We start from the raw sequence: 17875 nt of genomic DNA, 5'->3' as shown, positions 1-17875 counted from the left end.
TGCGAGAACTGGACTACGAGTGCGACCAGTGTACTGCCGAGACTCGAAGGGTGACCACGATCGACCAGACACCCCCGACCCCCGCCGCCCGACGCATCCGACGCATGTCAGAGCGTCAGACGACCGACCGCGACGCCCTCTTCGAGCTGCTCGACACCGAGCTCGTCGGGCATCTCGCCGCCGTCGTCGACGGCGTGCCGATCGTCGTGCCGATGGGCTACGCCCGCGACGGCGAGTACGTGCTCGTGCACGGATCGACCGGCGGCGGGTTCGCGTTGCGCGCGGCATCCGAGCGGCGGACGGTCGCGTTCGCGGTGACCGCGCTCGACGGACTCGTCTTCGCCCGCTCCCTCTTCGACAGCTCGATGAACTACCGCAGCGCCGTCGCGTACGGCGTGCTCGAGCCCGTCGACGGCGAGCGAGCGGATGCCGCACTCCTCGCCCTCTCGGAGCGGCTCATGCCGGGCCGCGCCGACGAGGTGCGCGCGATGACCCGCAAGGAGGTCGCCGCGACGCGCGTGCTCCAGCTCCGGCTCGACGACGTCGTCATGAAGACGCGGGCGGCGGGGGCGTCGGAGGCCGCCGACGACGGGGAGGACCACTCCGTCTGGGCGGGCGTCGTGCCGCTCGGCCGCCGATGGGGCGCACCCGAGCCCTCGGTGCTGACCCCGGCGGGCACCCCGACACCGGATTCGGTGGCCGCCCTGACGACGTCGTTGGCGCCCGACGGCAGGCTTCATTGAGGTTTCGTCAGATTCCATGGAGATCCGCAGAAGGGAGGTGCGCCATGTTCTCGATACTGTTCCTCGCCGTGCTCGCGATGGTCGCCGTCGTGGCGATCTCCGCCGCAGTCGTCCAGTTCGGCCGCGACGGCTACCGCCGGACGCCCACGATCCTCGGTTGAGCGCACGCGCGCGATCGCGATCGCGTGCGTGCTCCTGCCTCCTCGGGTGGATCTGAGGTGCCGCGGCGGGAAAGTAGGGCGATCGCCCGATGAGCCCCAGGTGCCTCAGAGCGCACGCTGGAGGCATCCGGTCGAACGATCGGAACGACCCAGGAGGGGCAACATGCAGTTCTCGGCAGACTTCATGGCACTGCACGCGCATCAGAACGACGTGCACCGCGCCGAGCGCCAGCTCGGCCTGCGGCGGGGCATCGACGAGGCCGGTTCCGACGACGTGGGGGCGTCGCCGGAACCGGCTCGTCGTCACCGCCGCATGCACCGGGCACCGCGCCTCGCCCTGCGGTGAGCACGGCGACGACCGCGGCGGAGGTCGCGCGCTCGATCGCCCCGCCGATTCCGCCCTCCGCGATCACGGGGGCCGCAGCGGCTGACGCTGTCGGAGGGACGTGGCACGATGAGATCGTGACCACGTCAGCGGCGGCCATGGTCGGCCGTGACGCCGACCTCGCGAGGCTCAACGAGCGCCTCGACGAGGTGCGCGCCGGCGCGCCCTTCACCGTCGTCATCGGCGGCGAGGCCGGCATCGGCAAGACGCGGCTCGTGCGCGAGTTCGAGCGCGGGCTGCCATCAGACGTGCGCCTGCTCGCCGGGCAGTGCGTCGACCTCGGCAGCGTCGCCGCGCCCTACGCGCCCGTGAAGGCGGCGCTGCGCACGCTGATCGCCGATGTCGGACCCGAGCGGGTGCTCGAAGCCGCAGGCCCCGGTCGCCCGGCGCTCGCGGCGCTGCTGCCCGAACTCACGGCATCCGACCCCGCCGCGGCCGCGACCGCCGCGCCCGCCGGAGTCGGCGCGGCGACGGGCCAGCTGCACGAGGGCATCGCCGTGCTGCTCGAGACCTTCTCGCGCGAGCGGCCCATCGTCTTCGCGATCGAAGACCTGCACTGGGTCGACGCGGCGACGCTCGCCTTGCTCAGGTTCCTCATGCGCGCGCTCGGCTCGAGCCGCGTGCTCACGGTGCTCACCTATCGCAGCGAAGACGTCACCAGGGGGCATCCGCTCCGCACGTTCCTCACCGAGGCCGAACGCGACCGGTGGGTCGAGCGCCGCGACCTGTCCCGGCTCACCCGCACCCAGGTGCGCAAGCTCACGAAGTCGCTCGTCGGCGAGTCGCCGACCGATGCCGTGATCGACACGGTCTTCCGTCGCAGCGACGGCGTGCCGTTCTTCATCGAGGAGCTCGTCGGCCTCGACGGCTGCCGCGACGAGAGCGACCTGCCCGACACCCTCCGCGAGCTGCTGCTGGCCAGGTACGAGCGGCTCTCCGAGTCGGCGCAGGCACTGCTGCGCGTCGTCAGCGTCGGCGGCGTGCGCATCTCGCACGCCCTGCTCGAGGCCGTCTTCGACGGCAGCGCGGGCGACCTCGACGCCGCGGCCCGCGAGAGCGTGCTGGCCGGCGTGCTCACGGTCGACGGCGACGACTACGCGTTCCGGCACGCCCTCGTGCGCGAGGCGATCCTCGCCGACCTGCTTCCCGGCGAGCGCGCGCGATTCCATGCGAGGTACGCAGAGGCCTACGAGGCGGCGGCCGTTGCGGGCACGAGGCGGCTCGCGGCGGAGATCTCGTTCCACTGGCTCGGCGCGCACGACGCGGCACGGGCGTTCCCCGCCACGATCCATGCGATGCGCGAAGCACGGGCCGCGGCCGCATACGCGACCGCCGCGCAGCTCGGCGAGCGGGCGCTCGGCCTGTGGGACGTCGTGCCCGATGCCGAGCGGTCGGCGGGCATGACGAAGCTCGAGCTCATGGGGCGCACGGCGTCGCACCTGCGCAACGCCGGCGAGGGCGAGCGCAGTCTCACCCTCGTGAAGGCCGCGCTCGCCGAGTGCCCGCGCGACGACCCGCAGTATCCGAGGTTCCTGCGCGACAAGGCGATGTACCTCGCCAACGTGGGGCGGCCGGGGTCGATCCCCGTGCTCGAAGAGGCGCTCGAGGTGCTCGGCGACGGGTCGAGCGAACTCCGCATGACGACGCTCACCGCCCTGTCGGGCCGTCTCATGATCGAGGGCCGGCTCGACGAGGCCGTCGACACCGCCGAACGCGCCCTCGCCGTGGCGACCGAGATCGAGTCCCCCCGCTACGCGTCGATCGCGACCAACGTCGCCGCGGTGAGCCGGGCGAGCCGCGGCGAGGTCGAGGCCGGGTTCGCCGGGCTCGAGCGCGCGCGTCGACTGGCCCACGGCGACGGAGCCGCGATGCTCCGCTACTGGGTCAACGCCTCCGACCTGTACTTCCTCGTCGGCGATCACGCCGAGGCCGTGCGCCTCGCCGAAGAGGGCCTCGAGCAGGCGCGGGCGCAGGGCGTCGAGCGCAGCTCCGGCGTCATCCTCGCCTCGAACGCCGTCGACCCGCTCTTCGCGCTCGGCGAATGGGATCGTGCCGAGGCGCTCATCGTGCGGGCGCTCGCCCTCGACCCTCCCGGTCCGTTCGGCGTCTACCTGCAGCGTGCCCGCATCTGGGCCACGCTCTGGCTCGGCGACCCGGTGCGCGCCGCCGAGCAGCTGCGCGGGGCGCGATCGATCATGACCGAGATCATGGAGGTCGAGGCGCAGACCCGCCTCAGCGTGAGTCGCGTCACGGCCGAGGTCGCCCTCGCCGGCGGCGACGTCGCCGAGGCCTGGCACGAGGCCAAGCGAGTGCTCGAGGCGCGCGACGTGCCGCTGCCCGGGTACGGCCTGCCGCTCATCTGGGTCGCGGCCCGGGTGGTCGCCGCCGCCCGCGCCGGCGCCGTCGAGCGTGCCGGCGGCCTCCCCGACACGCTGACGGCGGAGATCAGCGCCGCCGAGCCGGCGCTCCGCGCGGTGCTCGAACGCATGCATCCGTGGCCGACGCAGCCGCTCTGGGCGGCGTTCTTCGAGGCCGAGCTCGCCGAATCGCCCGAGGGGGTGCCGGGCTCCGACGCCGCGGCATGGCAGGCCGCCGCGAAGGCCGCGGCCGCGCCCAAGGCCCCCGGCTACCTCGCGCCCTACGCCCTCGTGCGCCAGGGCGAGGCCGAGCTCGCAGCGGGCGACCGTACTGCGGCGAAGGTCACGTTGCAGAGCGCCTTCGACCTCGCGCTGAGCGGCGGGGTCGGCGCGGTGCGCGACCGGGTCGAACAGGTCGCGGCCGCGGCCGCGCTCGCGCTCGACGGCGGCATGGGCTCGGGCCGGCCGAAGGTCGGTGCCGGGCCGGGCATCGCGGGCCCCGTTGTATCCGACGCCGACGCGACCGCCGAGCTGACCGCCCGAGAGCGGCAGGTGCTCGAACTCATCGCCGAGGGGCTCAGCAACCGCCAGATCGGCGAGCGGCTCTTCATCAGCGGCAAGACGGCGAGCGTGCACGTCTCGGCGATCCTCCGCAAGCTCGGCGCGGCGACCCGCACCGAAGCGGCGTACCGCGCCGGCGTGCTCCACTGACCGACGGCGTGCCCCGCTGACCGACGGCGTGCCCCACTGACGCGGTGCAGCGACCCGTCGCGACCTCCGTTCCGCGTCAGCGCGCGGGCTGGAAGCCCCGCGCCACGTCGATGAGGATGCGGGTGCCGAATCCGGTGGCGCCCTTCGAACGCCAGGAGTCGTCGGAATCCGACTGCATGGTGCCCGCGATGTCGAGGTGCGCCCACGGCGTCGCGCCCACGAAGTGGTCGAGGAAGAGCGCCGCCGTCGTCGCGCCGGCGAAGGTGCCGCCGAGGTTCGAGAGGTCGGCGACCTCCGAGTCGAGCTGCTTGCGGTACCGGCGCTCGAGGGGCATCCGCCAGACCTGCTCGTCGGTCGCCGCCGAGGCCCGCTCGACCGAGGCCAGCGTCGTCTCGTCGTTGCCGAACAGCGCGGCGGTCGAGGCGCCGAGCGCCATGAGGGCGGCGCCCGTGAGCGTCGCGATGTCGATGATCGTGTCGACGCCCTCCTCGTTCGCGAGGGCGATGGCGTCCATCATCACGAGCCGTCCCTCGGCGTCGGTGTTCTTCACCTCGACGGTCGTGCCGTTCCGGGCGGTCAGCACATCGCCCAGCTGGTACGCCGAGCCCGACGGCATGTTGTCGGTGCACATGAGCCAGCCGGTCACGGTCGCGGTGGCCCGCAGCGCCCGCAGCGCGGTGAATGCGGCGAGCACGGATGCCGCGCCGCCCATGTCCATCTTCATGAGCAGGTGCATCGGGTCGGAGGGCTTCAGGCTGATGCCGCCCGAGTCGTACATGATGCCCTTGCCGACGAGCCCGAGGTGCCCGGTCGAGGCGCCGGCGGGCGTGTACCGCAGCTTCACCATGCGGGGTTCCTCGATCGAGCCGCGGTTGACGCCGAGGAGCCCCCCGCAGCCGAGGTCGATGAGCTGCTGCCTGTCGAACACCTCGACGTCGAACCCGAATCGAGCGCCGAGCGACACCGCGACGTCGGCGAGGTCGGTCGCGGTGAGGTGGCCGGGAGGAGTGTTCGCGAGGTCGCGCGCCACGTTCGCCGCTCGGGCGGTGACGAGACCCACCTCGATGCCGGCGGCGAGCTCCGCGGCATCGCCGGTCGACGGCTGCACATCGCCGACGCGCAGTGCGAGCCGTTCGAGCGATGCACGCGGCGGGGTCGTCGAGCGCCCCGTGTAGCGATACCGGGCGAGGGCCGCGCCTTCGGCGATCGCCTGGCCCGCTGCGGCACGGTCGAGCGCACCGAGCGCCGGGATCTCGAACCCGACGCGCGAGAACCTGGCTGCTGCGCGAACGAGGGCCGCCGTCGCGTCGCGCAGCCCGTTGACCGTCAGCTCGGCGGCCGGCCCGCCGCCGACGAGCACGACCGGGTCGCCGCCCGGGATGAAGAGGGTCTGCCCGGGCTTCGCCTCGAATCCGGCGCGCTCCCAGGCCGCCTGGTCGAGTCCTCCGATCGACTCGGCGGCGGCCACCGGAGTGGTGACGAGCACGCCCGTCGCCTCGATGTCGGCGAGCGTCTCGTCGAGCGCCACCGCGGGGGAGTCGGCGAGCGACGACACCGCGTCGAAGTCGTCGGGGATGAGCTTGTTCGCGCCGCGGGTCATGGCAGCGCCTCCTTCCGGTCGAGGTCGTCGAGGCCGAGGCCATCGAGGTCGTTGACGTCGTCGAGGTCGACGGGGTCGATCGGGTCGTCGTCGTCGGGCTCGAGCTTCTCGGGCAGTTCGTCGCGGCGTCGCCCGGGCATGCGGGTCGCCGGCACGATCGCGAGCAGCGACAGCGCCGCGAGTCCGAGGAGCGAGACCTTGAGCGCCTGCAGCCGTGCCTCGGCGTTGACCACGATGGCGGCATCGAGCTGCGGGCCGCTCGCCCGGGACTCGAGCACGGCCGCGAGCTGCTCGTTCGTGAGGAAGTCGGCCTCGTTGATGTTCACCTGCGCGATGAGCTCGTCGGAGATCTCGGGGTGCTCCTGCGCGCCGCTCAGCAGCAGCGTCGAGAGCATGCCGACGGCGAAGGCGGTGGCCACCGCGATGCCGACGCTGCCCGAGAGGTTGTGCACGAGGCCGCGCCAGGCGCCGACGTCGCCGGCGAGCTGCTTCGGTGCGGAGGAGAGCAGCGTGTTGAAGACGAGTGCGACGATCGCGCCCTGACCGAGGCCGAGCAGGATGAGTCCGGCGACGACGAAGCCCTGGCTCCATTCGCCGCGCACGGTGAACGCGAGCAGCGTGAGCGCCGACGCCACGACGACGAAGCCGGCGCTCGCGATCGCCCGCGGCGTGAACCGGCCGTAGAGCGAGGCGACGAACGTCGAGGCGAGGAAGATCGACAGCGTGTAGGGGATGATCGAGAACGAGGTCTCGATGCTCGACCGGCCCTGCACGACCTGGATGTAGAGCGGGATCAGGAAGTTCGCCGCGGTGCCGACGAACAGCATGATCGCCATGCACGCCGTGATCGCCCGTTCGGAGCCGGTCGCGAGCACGCGCAGGTCGAAGATCCTCGGCTTGCCCTCGCGCCCTCGGCGTCGCAGCCAGGAGAAGAAGACCTGGCCGACGACGAGTCCGGCGATGACGAGGAGCGGCGCGGGGGAGATGCCGAGGATGTCGAACGGGGCCTGGCTCGTCGCGAGCCACACGCCCCAGGTCGAGAGCCCCGAGAAGCCGAAGCTCAGCAGGATGACGGCGACCGCCGCGAGGATCGCGCCCGTCCAGTCGATCGAGAGGCCGGGCTGGGCGGGCACGCGCTTGAGCCTGAAGCTCAGCAGCAGGTTGGCGACCGCGAGGGCGACCATGAGCACGAACGACCAGCGCCAGCCGATCGTGTTCGCGAACCAGCCCGCGAGCAGGAGCGCCAGCACGCCGGCCGCGGGGATCGCCGCGGCGAGGAGGCCGATCGCCCTGCCCTGCTGCGGCCCGTGGTAGTTGGTGGCGATGAAGACCGTGAGCGCGGGAGCGATGAGCGCGATGACCGCGCCGGATGAGGCCTGCGCGATGAAGAGCATGGCGGGCGAGACGCTGAGCGCGACGCCGAGCATGGCCACCCCGTGGATCGCGACGGCGATCTGGAACACGCCGCGGCTGCCGAAGCGCGACCCGACCTTCGCCCCGAGCAGGATGAAGGCGGCCATCGCGAAGGTGCCGGCGGTGATCGCCGTGCCGACCGAACTCGCGGGGGTGTCGAGGTCGGTCGTGATGCCCGCCATCGAGACCGTGAGCGCGTTCACCGCGAACGAGGCCTGGATCTGCGTCATCACGACGACGATGAGCGCGAGCCACGAGGTCTTCGCGATCGGGGCGGCGACGGATGCTTCGGCCTGCATGCTCATGAACGTCCCCCCGAGTTCCCGGCTGCTTCTGCTCACAGTAGCGACACAACGGTCATCGGCGATACGGCACGGGCATTGAGACCGCTCGGCGGCCGAGACTACAGTGAGCGACATGTCAGCCGGGGGGCGCGTGCGAATCGTCATCGCGATCTTCGGCGTCGGCGTCGCCGTCTGGTTCGGCATCGGCGGCCTCGTGGCCGCACCGATCGCGGCCTGGGCGGCGGTGTCCGCCGAGGAGCCCGTGCCGACGGAGCAACCCGTCGAATCGACGCCGCCCCCGACCGAGCCCGAACCCGAGCCGACCCCGACGGTCGAACCCGTGCCCACCGAGGAGCCGGCGCCGACCGACGAAGCACCCGCCACCGAGGCGCCGGCGACCGAGACGCCGCCGCCGCCGACCGAGACGCCGTCGCCGGCGCCGGTGCTCGAACCCGTGCCGCCCGCGGTGCTCGACGATACCGGCTCACCCTGGTCGTGGATCATCGCGGCGCTCGTGCTGCTCGCGAGCGCCGCCGTGCTCTTCGCGATCCGCCGGCCCGGTGCGACGGAGGCGGCGACGGAGACCGGCCCCCTCGCCACGGGGGTGCTCACGCCGGGCGGGCCGGCACCGGGCACCACCCCGCCGCCCGCGGTCACGCTCGCCGCGATGGAATCGGTGGGCGAGGCGATGATCGACGCCGGCTACTCGGTGACGACCGTGCACACCGCCCTCCTCGACATCGCCACGGTGAACGCCGCGCCGGCGACCGAGATCATCGTCTTCCCGACCGCCCTGATCGTGTCGGCCCGCGGCGTCGGCGAGCTCAGCACCGGTGCCGTCGCGAGCGGCAACAGCAAGCTCACGCTCTCGCAGATCGACGAGCTGAACCGCACGGTCGAGGCCGCCCGCACCGGTGCGATCGACCCGGCGACGACGAAGCACCGCATCCGCCGGCTTCGCGAACAGCCGCTGCCGTACTCGCCCGTGCAACGGGTCGTGGCGTACGCGCTGCTCTCGACCGGGCTCTCGGTGCTGCTCGGGGCCTCGTGGGCGGGGGCGGGGGTCGCCGCCGTGCTCGGCGTGTTCGCGGGCGCCGCCCAGCTCCTCTCCGCCCGGGCTTCGCGCGACTACCAGGCACTCGTGACCGTGGCGATCGCGTTCGGCGTCTCGATCGCGGTGTTCCTGCTCATCAGGGCGGGGCTCGACCCCGGCGTGCTGCCGGCGCTCATCGCACCGCTCGTGACGCTGCTGCCCGGTTCGCTCCTCACGACCGGCGTCATCGAGCTCGCGACGGGCCAGATGATGTCGGGCGGGGGCCGGCTCGCAGCGGGCACGATGCAGCTCGTGCTGCTCGCCGTCGGCATCGTCGGTGCCGCCGCACTCGTCGGGGTGCCGCGCATCGACTTCACGACGGCGTCCCAGCCGATCGGTCCGATCGCGCCGTGGATCGCCGTCGCCGTGTTCGGCGTGGGCATCGTCGTCTACAACTGCGGTCGCCGCGACTCGATCATCTGGATCCTGCTGGTGCTCTACTCGGCCTACGGTGCGCAGGTGATCGGCGACGTCTTCCTCGGCGGCGTGCTCTCGGCCTTCGTCGGCGCCCTCGTGATGACGCCGGTCGCGGTGCTCGTGGCCCGGCAGCGCACCGGCCCGCCCGCCGTCGTGAGCTTCCTGCCCGCGTTCTGGCTGCTCGTGCCGGGGGCGATCGGGCTCGTCGGCGTCGCCACGATCCTCGGCGGCGACCAGGCCGGTGCCGACACCCTCGTGACGACGGCGTCGACGATGGTCGCGATCGCGCTCGGCATCCTCGCCGGATCCGCCGTCACGGCTCGGCTGCGTTCGTCGCGCGGCCCACTCCTGTAGCGGATGCCTCGCAGCTAGTCTGTGCCCATGGACCCAGTCGCGACGACGCTCGTCATCCTGGCGCTCGCGATCATCGCGTTCATGTCGAACCGCGTGCCGCTCGGCATCGTCGCGATCGGCGTCTCGGTGGCGCTGTGGGTCACTGGCATCCTCGATCTCGGGCAGGCGCTCGCCGGCTTCGGCGACCCCACGGTGATCTTCATCGCCGCCCTCTTCGTCGTGAGCGAGTCACTCGATTCGACGGGCGTCACGGCCTGGGCCGGGCAGCAGGTCATCGGTCGGGCCGGCACGAAGCGCGGGCCGCTGCTGCTCGTCGTGTGCCTCCTCGTCGCGGGTGTCACGGCGCTCATCAGCGTCAACGGAGCAGTCGCCGCGCTCATCCCGGTCGTCGTCGTCGTCGCGACCCGCGCCGGCATCGCGCCGTCGCAGATGCTCACGCCGCTGGCATTCTCGGCGCACGCGGGGTCGCTCCTCGCCCTCACCGGAACGCCCGTGAACATCATCGTCAGCGAGGCGGCGGTCGACGCGGGCGCGCGCCCGTTCGGCTTCTTCGAGTTCGGTCTTGTCGGAGTGCCGCTCGTCGTCGGCACGTTGCTCATCGTCTCCCTCCTCGGCCGCCGCCTGCTGCCCGAGCGGGTCGCGACGAGCCTGCCGCAGGACGTGAGCGCGCACGCGCGCACGCTGCGCGAGCAGTACCACCTGCCCGAGGGCACCGAGCTCATCAGCGTGCGCGAGGGGGTGACGGAGGTCGTCGTGGCGCCGCGCTCGTCGCTCATCGGCCTGCACCTCTTCCCCGGCATGTGCACGCCGAGCGGCGACCTCGTCGTGCTCGCCGTGCAGCGCGGCGGCGAGGACCTCCTCGGCACCGACTCGCTGCTGCAGGCCGGCGACACGCTCCTCGTCACCGGCCCGTGGGGCGAGCTCGAGCGCAACACCGCCGGCCCCGACGTGCTCGTCGTCGACGACCCGGCGACGATGCGCCGCGCGGTGCCGCTCGGTGCGGGCGCGAAGCGGGCGATCGCGATCCTCGGCGTCATGGTGGTGCTGCTCGCCACGGGACTCGTGCCGCCGGCGATCGCGGGGCTCGCAGCGGCATCCGCTCTCGTGCTGACCAGGGTGGTCAGCCCGACGCAGGCCTACCGCAGCATCTCGTGGACGACGGTCGTGCTCGTCGCCGGCATGATCCCGCTGTCGACGGCGTTCATCTCGACCGGCACGGCTGCGCTGATCGCCGACGGCCTGCTCGGTCTCGTCGGCGACGGCTCGCCGTACTTCGCCCTGTTCGCGATCTGCGCGCTCACGATGGTGCTCGGCCAGCTCATCTCGAACACCGCGACCGTGCTTATCGTGGCGCCGGTCGCGGTCGTCGTGGCGGCCGACCTCGGGGTCTCGGTGCTGCCGTTCCTGATGGCGCTCACGGTCGCGGGCGCAGCGTCCTTCCTCACGCCGGTCGCCACGCCGGCGAACACCATGGTGCTCGAGCCCGGCGGCTACCGCTTCGGCGACTACTGGAAGCTCGGGTTGCCGCTGCTCCTGCTGTTCCTCGTCGTCGCGGTGTTCTACGTGCCGCTCATCTGGCCGTTCTGACGGCAGGATGGAGCCCATGCCCGATCGGTACCTCATCCGCCCCGCCGTCATCGCCGATGCCCCCGGCATCACCCGCGTGCACTGGCGCAGCCACCAGACGACCTACGTCGAGCCCGGCCGCGTGCCGCGCGACAAGGTCGAAGGGTGGACGTACGCCGACCGCATCAGGGCCTGGACGACGAACCTCGCGATCGCGAACGACGTGTTCCCGCCGCCCGAGGGATTCCACCGCATGGGCATCTGGGTCGCCGTCGTCGGTGGTGAGCACGGGGGTGAGCACGGTGGCGAGGTCGTCGGCTGGGCGAACACGAGCACCGGCCGCGACGCCGACGGGCCGCGCGACCTCGAGCTCGAGGGCCTCTACGTGCTCGACGAGTTCCACGGCGGGGGTGTCGGGCAGGCGCTGCTCGACACGGCGATCGGCGATCGGCCGGCCTACCTCTGGGCGCTCGCCGACAACCCGAGGGCGCATGCGTTCTACCGACGGAACGGGTTCGAGCTCGACGGCACCTCGAAGGTCGACGACTTCTGGCAGGTGCTCGAGGCGCGGTTCGTGCGCTGAGCGGCCGGCCGGTTCGTCAGCTCCCGCCCTCCGACTGGTGCGTCGGCACCCGCAGCAGCGCTCCCTCGTGACGCACTGTCGCGGCGGCGATCCCCATCGCCGACTCGAGCGCGGCGCTCCAGCCGCTCACGTCGCTCGGCACCCCGTGCACCGCGAGGTGGTGCACGACCGCCGAGAGCGTCGCATCCCCGGCGCCCATGGTGTCGACGACCGCTCCGGGCAGTTCGACGATGCCCGCGTGCACCTCGTCGGTGCCGTCGACCAGCGTCGCGCCGTCTCGCCCCGCCGTGGCGAGCACGGCCGGGGAGCGGGGTGCCGCGGCATCCGACGGCGCTGCGGTCGCCGGCGATGCGCGCAGTCGCTCGACGAAATCCGCGAGGGGGGCACCGAGCAGGAGGTCGGCGTCCTCGTCGCCGACCTTCACGAGCAGCGCATCGCGAGCGGCGTCGGTGAAGTTCGCGAGGAACACCTCGCGGTCGCGCAGCATGCCGGCGCGCGGGTTGCCGTCGATCGCGAGCCGTTCGCCGGGGCGCGCGATCGCGGCACGCAGCTCTGCCGCCTGCTCGGCGTCGTCGAAGGGGAAGCAGCTGACGACGACGAGGTCGGCCTCGTCGATCGCGGCACGCGTGGCGTCGTCGAAGCGGATGCGGCGCCGCTGCGCGGCCTCGTTGAACTCGTATCGGGGCTCGCCGTCGGTGCGGTCGGAGACGGCGCGGGAGGTGCCGTGCTCCGAGGGGCTCTCGACGATGCGCACGCCGAAGTCGCGCAGGTACGAGCGGATGCGCGTCGCCGGCTCGTCGTCGCCGAGCATCGCGACGAGCGTCACCTGCTCGCCGAGGAGGGCGAGCCCGACCGCGACGTTGAGGGCGGCACCCCCGACGAATTCGCGAGCGCCGCGCGGATCGCGCAGCTCGTCGATGAGCGCGTCGCCGATGACGGTCACGTGGGCGGGTCGAGTCATGCGCACGATCGTACGCGTCGCGACGCCAACCCGTCAGCCGGGGGTGCACCGCGCCGGTAGCCTTGAGGGTCGACCCACGAGGAGCACCATGAAACCCGGACCGAGGCGCAGCGTCAGCCAGGTCGACATCGTCGACGCGGCGTTCGAGATTCTCGAGCAGAAGGGCTTCGCCGCCGTCTCCGTCCGCGGCGTCGCTGCGGCGCTCGGCCTCACGCCCACGGCGATCTACACCTACTTCCCCTCGAAGAACGCGCTGCTGCGGGCGATGGTCGAGGAGCTCCTGTCGAGCCTCGACCTCGCCGCCGCCGCCGACCCCGCGGTCGACTGGCGCGTTCGCGTGCATGCGCTCGCCACCGCGCTGCGCGCTCGCATCGCCGAGCACACGGGGGCCATGGTGCTCGTCACGAGCGGCCCGCTCGACGGGCGTCACGCGCTCGGCCTGAACGAGACCCTCATCGCCGGCTTCATGGCCGAGGGGATGCCGCAGGCCGACGCCGCTCGCGCCGCCTACGCCGTTCGCGCCCACGTGCTCGGGGTCGCCGCCCTCGACGCGGCCGAGCGCGCCGTCGAGGCCGATGCCGCCGCGCCCAGCACGGCCGGTGCGCTGTGGTCGGATGCCGCGAGCCACCCGCTCACCGAGGCGACCGAGCACCTCGTCGCGGAGGGCGCCGAGCCCTCGGCGTTCGCATGGGGACTCGACCGCCTGCTCGACGGGCTCCTCGCACCGGCTCGCGGCTGAGCTCAGCTGGGAGCACCCGCCGTCTGAGCAGGGCGTCCGTGAAGCGCCCACGCTCCCAGCAGCGCGACCAGGAAGACCACCCCGGCCAGCACCCAGGCCAGCCACATCATGTCGTCGCCGTGCACGACGGTCGCCGCCCCGATCAACGACCCCGCGGTCACCACGACGAGGACCACGAGATACGGGATGGCCCCGCCCCGCAGGCGCGGACGAAGCGATGCGGGCGTGAGCCTGCGCGCGATGAGGTCGATCGCCACCACGAGGAGGACCCCGACGAAGCTGACGACGCCGACGATCTCCGGCGGCAGCATCGCGAACCCGATCACGGCGGCGCCGGCCACCGATCCGATCGCGAGGTGGTACCAGACGTGGCTCGTTCGATCGCCCTCGGTCGGTCGATCCGTGCTCGTCGCTTCGCTCACGACTGTCATCCATTCACGGCGCACCCCGGCTGTCAAGGCCGAGCGCCCGGCCGAGACCGCCACGTCCGGACGCGGGCGACGCAGCGCGGCGCGGCCGCCGCGGCATCCGATCGCGCCAGACTGGCGGGGTGCTGCACCTGAGGATGATCGTTCCGCCGCTGCTGCGCGCCGACGTCGACGGCGTGCTGCGTGCCCCGGACTCGCCCGTCTCGAACCTCATCGCCCTGCCCGGCGCCGGCCTCGACCCCGCGGGCGACGTGCTCCTCTGCGACGTCGATCGCGACGCCGCGAGCGGGCTGCTCGCGCAGCTGCACGACATCGGCCTCGACCAGCGGGGATCGATCGCGATCGAGTCGGTCGACCTCGAGCTCGGCCGCCGGCGCCGCCGCAGCGCCGCGGCCGTCTTCGGCAACGACGACGACGCGGTCGTATGGGAGGAGGTCGAGGCGCGCACCGACGACGAGGTGCGGCTCTCGGCGACGTTCCTCGTGTTCATGACCGTCGCGACGCTCATCGCCGCGGTCGGCGTCGTGACCGACCAGCCGATCCTCATCGTCGGCGCGATGGTGGTCGGACCCGACTTCGGGCCGCTCGCCGCGATCGCGGTCGGCATCGTGCGACGTCGCCCTCGCGTGGTCTGGCGCTCGGGAGCGACGCTGTTGATCGGCTACACCGGCGCCATCGTCGTGACGATCGGCTTCGCGCTGCTGCAGCAGGCGATCGGGGTGTTCCCGGCGGCCCCGCTCGCGGCGAGTCATCCGCTCACCCAGTTCATCTGGGAGCCCGGCCCGCTCAGCTACGTCGTCGGCTTCCTCGCGGGCATCGCCGGGGTGCTCTCACTGACCTCGGCGAAGTCGGGCGCGCTCATCGGCGTGCTCATCTCGGTCACGACGATCCCTGCGGCCGGTGCGATCGCGGTCGGCATCGCCGCCGGCGAGTGGGGGCCGGCCGGCAGCGCCGCCGTGCAGCTCATCGTGAACCTCGTCGCCATCGTCACGGGCGGCGTGCTCACGCTCTCGGTGCAGCTCCTGGTGCAGCGTCGTGCGTATCGGCGGCGGCAGCGCGAGCTGCTCACGCCGCGCGGCTGAGCCGAACGCTCGGCCCATCGAGCCGACCCATCGAGCCGACCCATCGACCGGATGCCGCTACCAGCGGTTCTTCACGAACTCCGCCCAGCCCAGGAGGGCCTCGACCGGTACCGCGGCACCCGAGTCGTCGGTCACGGTGCCGCGGTAGGTGCCGAAGCACTGGTGCGTCTCGGAGTGGATGACCCCGAGCGCCGTCTTCGTGTACCGGTCGTGGAACGGCGTGAACGTCAGCTCGACCCGGTCACCGGTGATCGACCACGGCCGCAGCCAGTCGCTCGGGTCGAAGCGCCAGTCGAGCTCGGCGCCGAGCTTGTGCAGCCGGCCGTCGACGGAGAGCGAGTTCTCGGTCGACCCGGTGCCGTCGGTCCACAGGCCGCCGAGCTGCAGTCCGAGGCGTCGCCCGTGCTCGATGCCGGACGCCGCGCCCCAGTGCCAGCGCATCGAGTACGGCCAGCGGCCGCGCCCGTGGTCGAGCACCGCCCAGCTCTCACCGGCGGGCAGCTCGTGCGTCACCCCGTCGATCGTGACCGTGCCGCGGGCGGGCCGCGCGACATCCTTCACGGTGTACTGGAACCTCGTGTCGCTCCACGGCACGACGACGCCGAGCGCCTCGTGCCCCTCGGGCCGTTCGGCGACGATGTCGATCGCGACTCGCTTCGTCGTCGCGACGATACGCGTGCCGGCCCTCGAGTCGGTGATCGTCGTCTCGATGCCGGGAACCCGAGCGATGGCGGGCTGCGCCCCATCGCCCTCGCCGAGCGAGCCCGGCAGGTCGACGCCGCGCGAGAGCGGCGTGATCGCGCTCGCGTCGATGTCGGTCGAGGTGGCCCGGTCGAACACCCACACCTGGTTCAGGGTCGCGTAGTCGAGCATCGCGACCGTCACCGCGACGATGTGGTCGGGGGTCGTGATGCCCCAGTACTCCCATCGCTTGTTGCGGCCCGTGCCGGTGCCGCCGGGCCGGATGCCGGAGGTGTCGTGCAGCGGATGCCGCGTCCACCCGACGGCCGCCGGGTTCAGCCTGCCGTTCGGCAGCGTCAGCGAGACGGGTTCGGTGATCTCGCGCTCGTGCGTGAGAGCGGTTCGGGCGTCGTCCACGGCACCTCCTCGTGCGTCGTCGGCCAGTGTACGGCCGCCGAAGGGGGAGTGGTGCACGCGCGACTCCGCGGCAGCGGCGGGGTCTCCGCGGGGTTTGACGGACGCCGCGGCGTCGGCTACGGTCGGGAGCAATAGGGTAAGAATGGAGACCTCCTGTTGGAGGTTTTCGTCTGCCCTTTTTTCGGTTGTGCGCGTCTCTGACAGGGTTTCCCGACAGAGAGGTCGGACACGTGGCACAACATGTTCTGAGAGGCGTCAGCGACGTCATCTCCTTTATCGATGCACGTTCGCGCATCGGCGGTCGAGCGGGCCTGATCTGGTGGCTCGCGCTCAGCGGGCTGTTCCTCGACGCGTTCTCGAACTCGGCGCTCTCCGCCGGGCTCGGACCGATGACCAGGGACATGGAACTCAGTGCCACCCAGGTCGCGATCCTCACCTCGATGGCCTCGTGGGTCGCGATCGCCTTCAACCCGATCGGCGGATGGCTCGCCGACAAGTGGGGCCGCATCCCGCCGCTCCTCATCGCCAAGGTGCTCGCGCTCGCCGGAGCCATGCTCGCCGCCTTCGCCCCGAGCTTCGAGATGGTGCTCGCGGGCCGCTTCTTCGTCGGCGCCGCCTACGGCATCGACTTCGCGATCGCGATGGCGCTGCTCGCGGAGTTCACCCCCGCCCGCTTCAAGGCCCGCCTGAACACCTGGCAGGGCATCTGGTACGTCGCGGTCTGCTCGAACCTCGTGCTCGCGATCATGTTCTACAACCTGAACGTCGGCGACTCGATCTGGCGCTACTCGGTCGGCACCGCCGGTCTCGTGGCCCTCGTGCTCTTCGTGCTGCAGGCGACCTTCATGGTCGAGAGCCCCACCTGGCTCGCCCGCAAGGAGAAGCTCACCCGCGCCGCCGCCTCGATGACGAAGATCTACGGTGAGCGCTTCACGGCCGCCCCCGTCGAGGACCGCATCCCCGTCACGAACCAGGCGACCAAGGGCTTCGCGAACGTCGCGCTCATCTTCCGCGGCATCTACCTGCCGCGCACGGTGCTCGCGGCGACCGTGCAGATGGCCCAGTCGATCCAGTACTTCGCCGTCGGCTGGTACCTGCCGATCATCAGCATCGCGCTGTTCGGCGAGGACTTCGTGGTGGCGACGCTCGGCGCGCTCGTGTTCAACGTCTTCGGCATCATCGGCGGCTTCATGTCGCCCGTCATCGGCAAGCGCTTCGGCCTGCGCCGGGCATCGGCGATCGGCTTCGGCGCGGTCTTCCTGATGCTCGTCGTGCTCGGCTTCTTCTACGAGTCGATGCCGCTGTGGCTCGCCTTCGTGGTGCCGTCGCTGTTCATCCTGTTCCACTCGGGCGGCCCGGGCGCCAACGGCAAGAGCCTCTCGACGCTCTCGTTCCGCAGCGAGCTGCGGGCCGGCGCCAACGGCATCATCGGCGCGATCGGAAGTGCGGGCGCGGCCCTCGGCCTGCTCGTCTTCCCGCTGCTGAAGGAGGGCATCGGCCTCGGCCCGACGTTCCTCATCCTCTCGGTCGTGCCGCTCCTCGCCTTCATCATCTGCTCGATCATCAAGTGGGACCCGACGCGCACCGCGATCAGCCCCGACGAGGAGCAGAACGCCCCGCAGTTCAAGAGCGACGCCGCGGCGCAGGCAGCTGCCGCCGAGGCATCCGTCCTGGCCGCCAAGTAACGCGAAGCGGCATCCGACATGACGACACCCGCGATCCTCGCGATCGACGAAGGAACCACCGGCACGCGTGCGGCGTGGGTCACGGCCGACGGACTCGTGCACGCGCTCGAGTACCGCCCGCTCCGTGTCAGCACTCCCGTCGCGGGCGTGGTCGAACAGGATGCGAACGCGATCCTCGACAAGACCATCGACGCCTGCCGCGCTGTCTCTTATAC

The 17875-nt window shown here is 72.1% G+C and carries 15 protein-coding genes; 10 read left to right on the top strand and 5 right to left on the bottom strand.

Translation table 11 applies throughout. The features are described 5' to 3' along the window. The first annotated feature begins 104 nt into the window (after positions 1 to 104). From ACFTQE_RS14280 to ACFTQE_RS14270, 3 genes are all read left to right on the top strand, one after another. The gene (locus ACFTQE_RS14280) at positions 105 to 743 is read left to right on the top strand and encodes a pyridoxamine 5'-phosphate oxidase family protein (protein ID WP_376925701.1); all 639 of its coding nucleotides are present in this window, start codon (positions 105 to 107) and stop codon (positions 741 to 743) included. 324 nt (positions 744 to 1067) lie between these two features. Continuing rightward, positions 1068 to 1250: a hypothetical protein gene (locus ACFTQE_RS14275; protein WP_376925700.1), complete on the top strand. Its 183-nt coding sequence runs from the start codon at positions 1068 to 1070 to the stop codon at positions 1248 to 1250. 116 nt (positions 1251 to 1366) lie between these two features. After that, the gene (locus tag ACFTQE_RS14270) at positions 1367 to 4357 is read left to right on the top strand and encodes a helix-turn-helix transcriptional regulator (protein WP_376925699.1); all 2991 of its coding nucleotides are present in this window, start codon (positions 1367 to 1369) and stop codon (positions 4355 to 4357) included. 76 nt (positions 4358 to 4433) lie between these two features. Here the strand turns inward: ACFTQE_RS14270 and ACFTQE_RS14265 are convergent, their stop codons facing one another. After that, entirely contained in the window at positions 4434 to 5957 is a 1524-nt protein-coding gene (locus ACFTQE_RS14265; protein WP_376925698.1) for a leucyl aminopeptidase, read from the bottom strand. Next, a complete protein-coding gene (locus tag ACFTQE_RS14260) occupies positions 5954 to 7675 on the bottom strand; it encodes an MFS transporter (RefSeq protein WP_376925697.1) in 1722 nt (573 codons plus the stop codon). The genes ACFTQE_RS14265 and ACFTQE_RS14260 overlap by 4 nt, the downstream gene beginning before the upstream one ends. Before the next feature lie 112 nt (positions 7676 to 7787). Here ACFTQE_RS14260 and ACFTQE_RS14255 point away from each other — a divergent pair, with 112 nt between their 5' ends. From ACFTQE_RS14255 to ACFTQE_RS14245, 3 genes are read left to right on the top strand one after another with little or no spacing between them, the layout of a single operon-like run. Beyond that, the gene (locus ACFTQE_RS14255; RefSeq protein ID WP_376925696.1) at positions 7788 to 9518 is read left to right on the top strand and encodes a threonine/serine exporter ThrE family protein; all 1731 of its coding nucleotides are present in this window, start codon (positions 7788 to 7790) and stop codon (positions 9516 to 9518) included. A 27-nt stretch (positions 9519 to 9545) separates the two neighbouring features. Beyond that, positions 9546 to 11105: an SLC13 family permease gene (locus ACFTQE_RS14250; RefSeq protein WP_376925695.1), complete on the top strand. Its 1560-nt coding sequence runs from the start codon at positions 9546 to 9548 to the stop codon at positions 11103 to 11105. A 16-nt stretch (positions 11106 to 11121) separates the two neighbouring features. Continuing rightward, the gene (locus ACFTQE_RS14245; RefSeq protein ID WP_376925694.1) at positions 11122 to 11667 is read left to right on the top strand and encodes a GNAT family N-acetyltransferase; all 546 of its coding nucleotides are present in this window, start codon (positions 11122 to 11124) and stop codon (positions 11665 to 11667) included. Positions 11668 to 11683: 16 nt separating this feature from the next. Here the strand turns inward: ACFTQE_RS14245 and ACFTQE_RS14240 are convergent, their stop codons facing one another. Beyond that, a complete protein-coding gene (locus ACFTQE_RS14240) occupies positions 11684 to 12628 on the bottom strand; it encodes a carbohydrate kinase family protein (protein ID WP_376925693.1) in 945 nt (314 codons plus the stop codon). Between the two features lie 88 nt (positions 12629 to 12716). Between ACFTQE_RS14240 and ACFTQE_RS14235 the strand changes: the two genes are divergently transcribed. Next, positions 12717 to 13367, top strand: a complete 651-nt coding sequence (locus tag ACFTQE_RS14235) for a TetR/AcrR family transcriptional regulator (protein WP_376925692.1) — start codon at positions 12717 to 12719, stop codon at positions 13365 to 13367. A 2-nt stretch (positions 13368 to 13369) separates the two neighbouring features. Here ACFTQE_RS14235 and ACFTQE_RS14230 read toward each other — a convergent pair whose 3' ends face one another. Further along, entirely contained in the window at positions 13370 to 13789 is a 420-nt protein-coding gene (locus ACFTQE_RS14230) for a hypothetical protein (protein WP_376925691.1), read from the bottom strand. A gap of 128 nt (positions 13790 to 13917) precedes the next feature. On the opposite strand from ACFTQE_RS14230, the gene ACFTQE_RS14225 reads away from it, so the two are divergent. After that, positions 13918 to 14877, top strand: coding sequence for a DUF389 domain-containing protein (locus ACFTQE_RS14225; protein ID WP_376925690.1), 960 nt, complete (start codon positions 13918 to 13920; stop codon positions 14875 to 14877). Positions 14878 to 14934: 57 nt separating this feature from the next. Here the strand turns inward: ACFTQE_RS14225 and ACFTQE_RS14220 are convergent, their stop codons facing one another. Further along, the gene (locus ACFTQE_RS14220; RefSeq protein ID WP_376925689.1) at positions 14935 to 15975 is read right to left on the bottom strand and encodes a DUF2804 domain-containing protein; all 1041 of its coding nucleotides are present in this window, start codon (positions 15973 to 15975) and stop codon (positions 14935 to 14937) included. Positions 15976 to 16205: 230 nt separating this feature from the next. Between ACFTQE_RS14220 and ACFTQE_RS14215 the strand changes: the two genes are divergently transcribed. Next, positions 16206 to 17660 (top strand): nitrate/nitrite transporter, encoded by a 1455-nt coding sequence (locus tag ACFTQE_RS14215; RefSeq protein ID WP_376925688.1) that lies wholly within the window; start codon positions 16206 to 16208, stop codon positions 17658 to 17660. 18 nt (positions 17661 to 17678) lie between these two features. Beyond that, positions 17679 to 17875 (top strand): FGGY family carbohydrate kinase (locus tag ACFTQE_RS14210; protein ID WP_376925687.1); only part of this gene is annotated, 197 nt, incomplete at its 3' end.

It is taken from the genome of Agromyces sp. NPDC056965, assembly GCF_042673425.1.
Classification (GTDB): Bacteria; Actinomycetota; Actinomycetes; order Actinomycetales; family Microbacteriaceae; genus Agromyces.
Note: the sequence above shows the minus strand (reverse complement) of the source record. Positions and strands in the feature narration are given on the sequence as shown.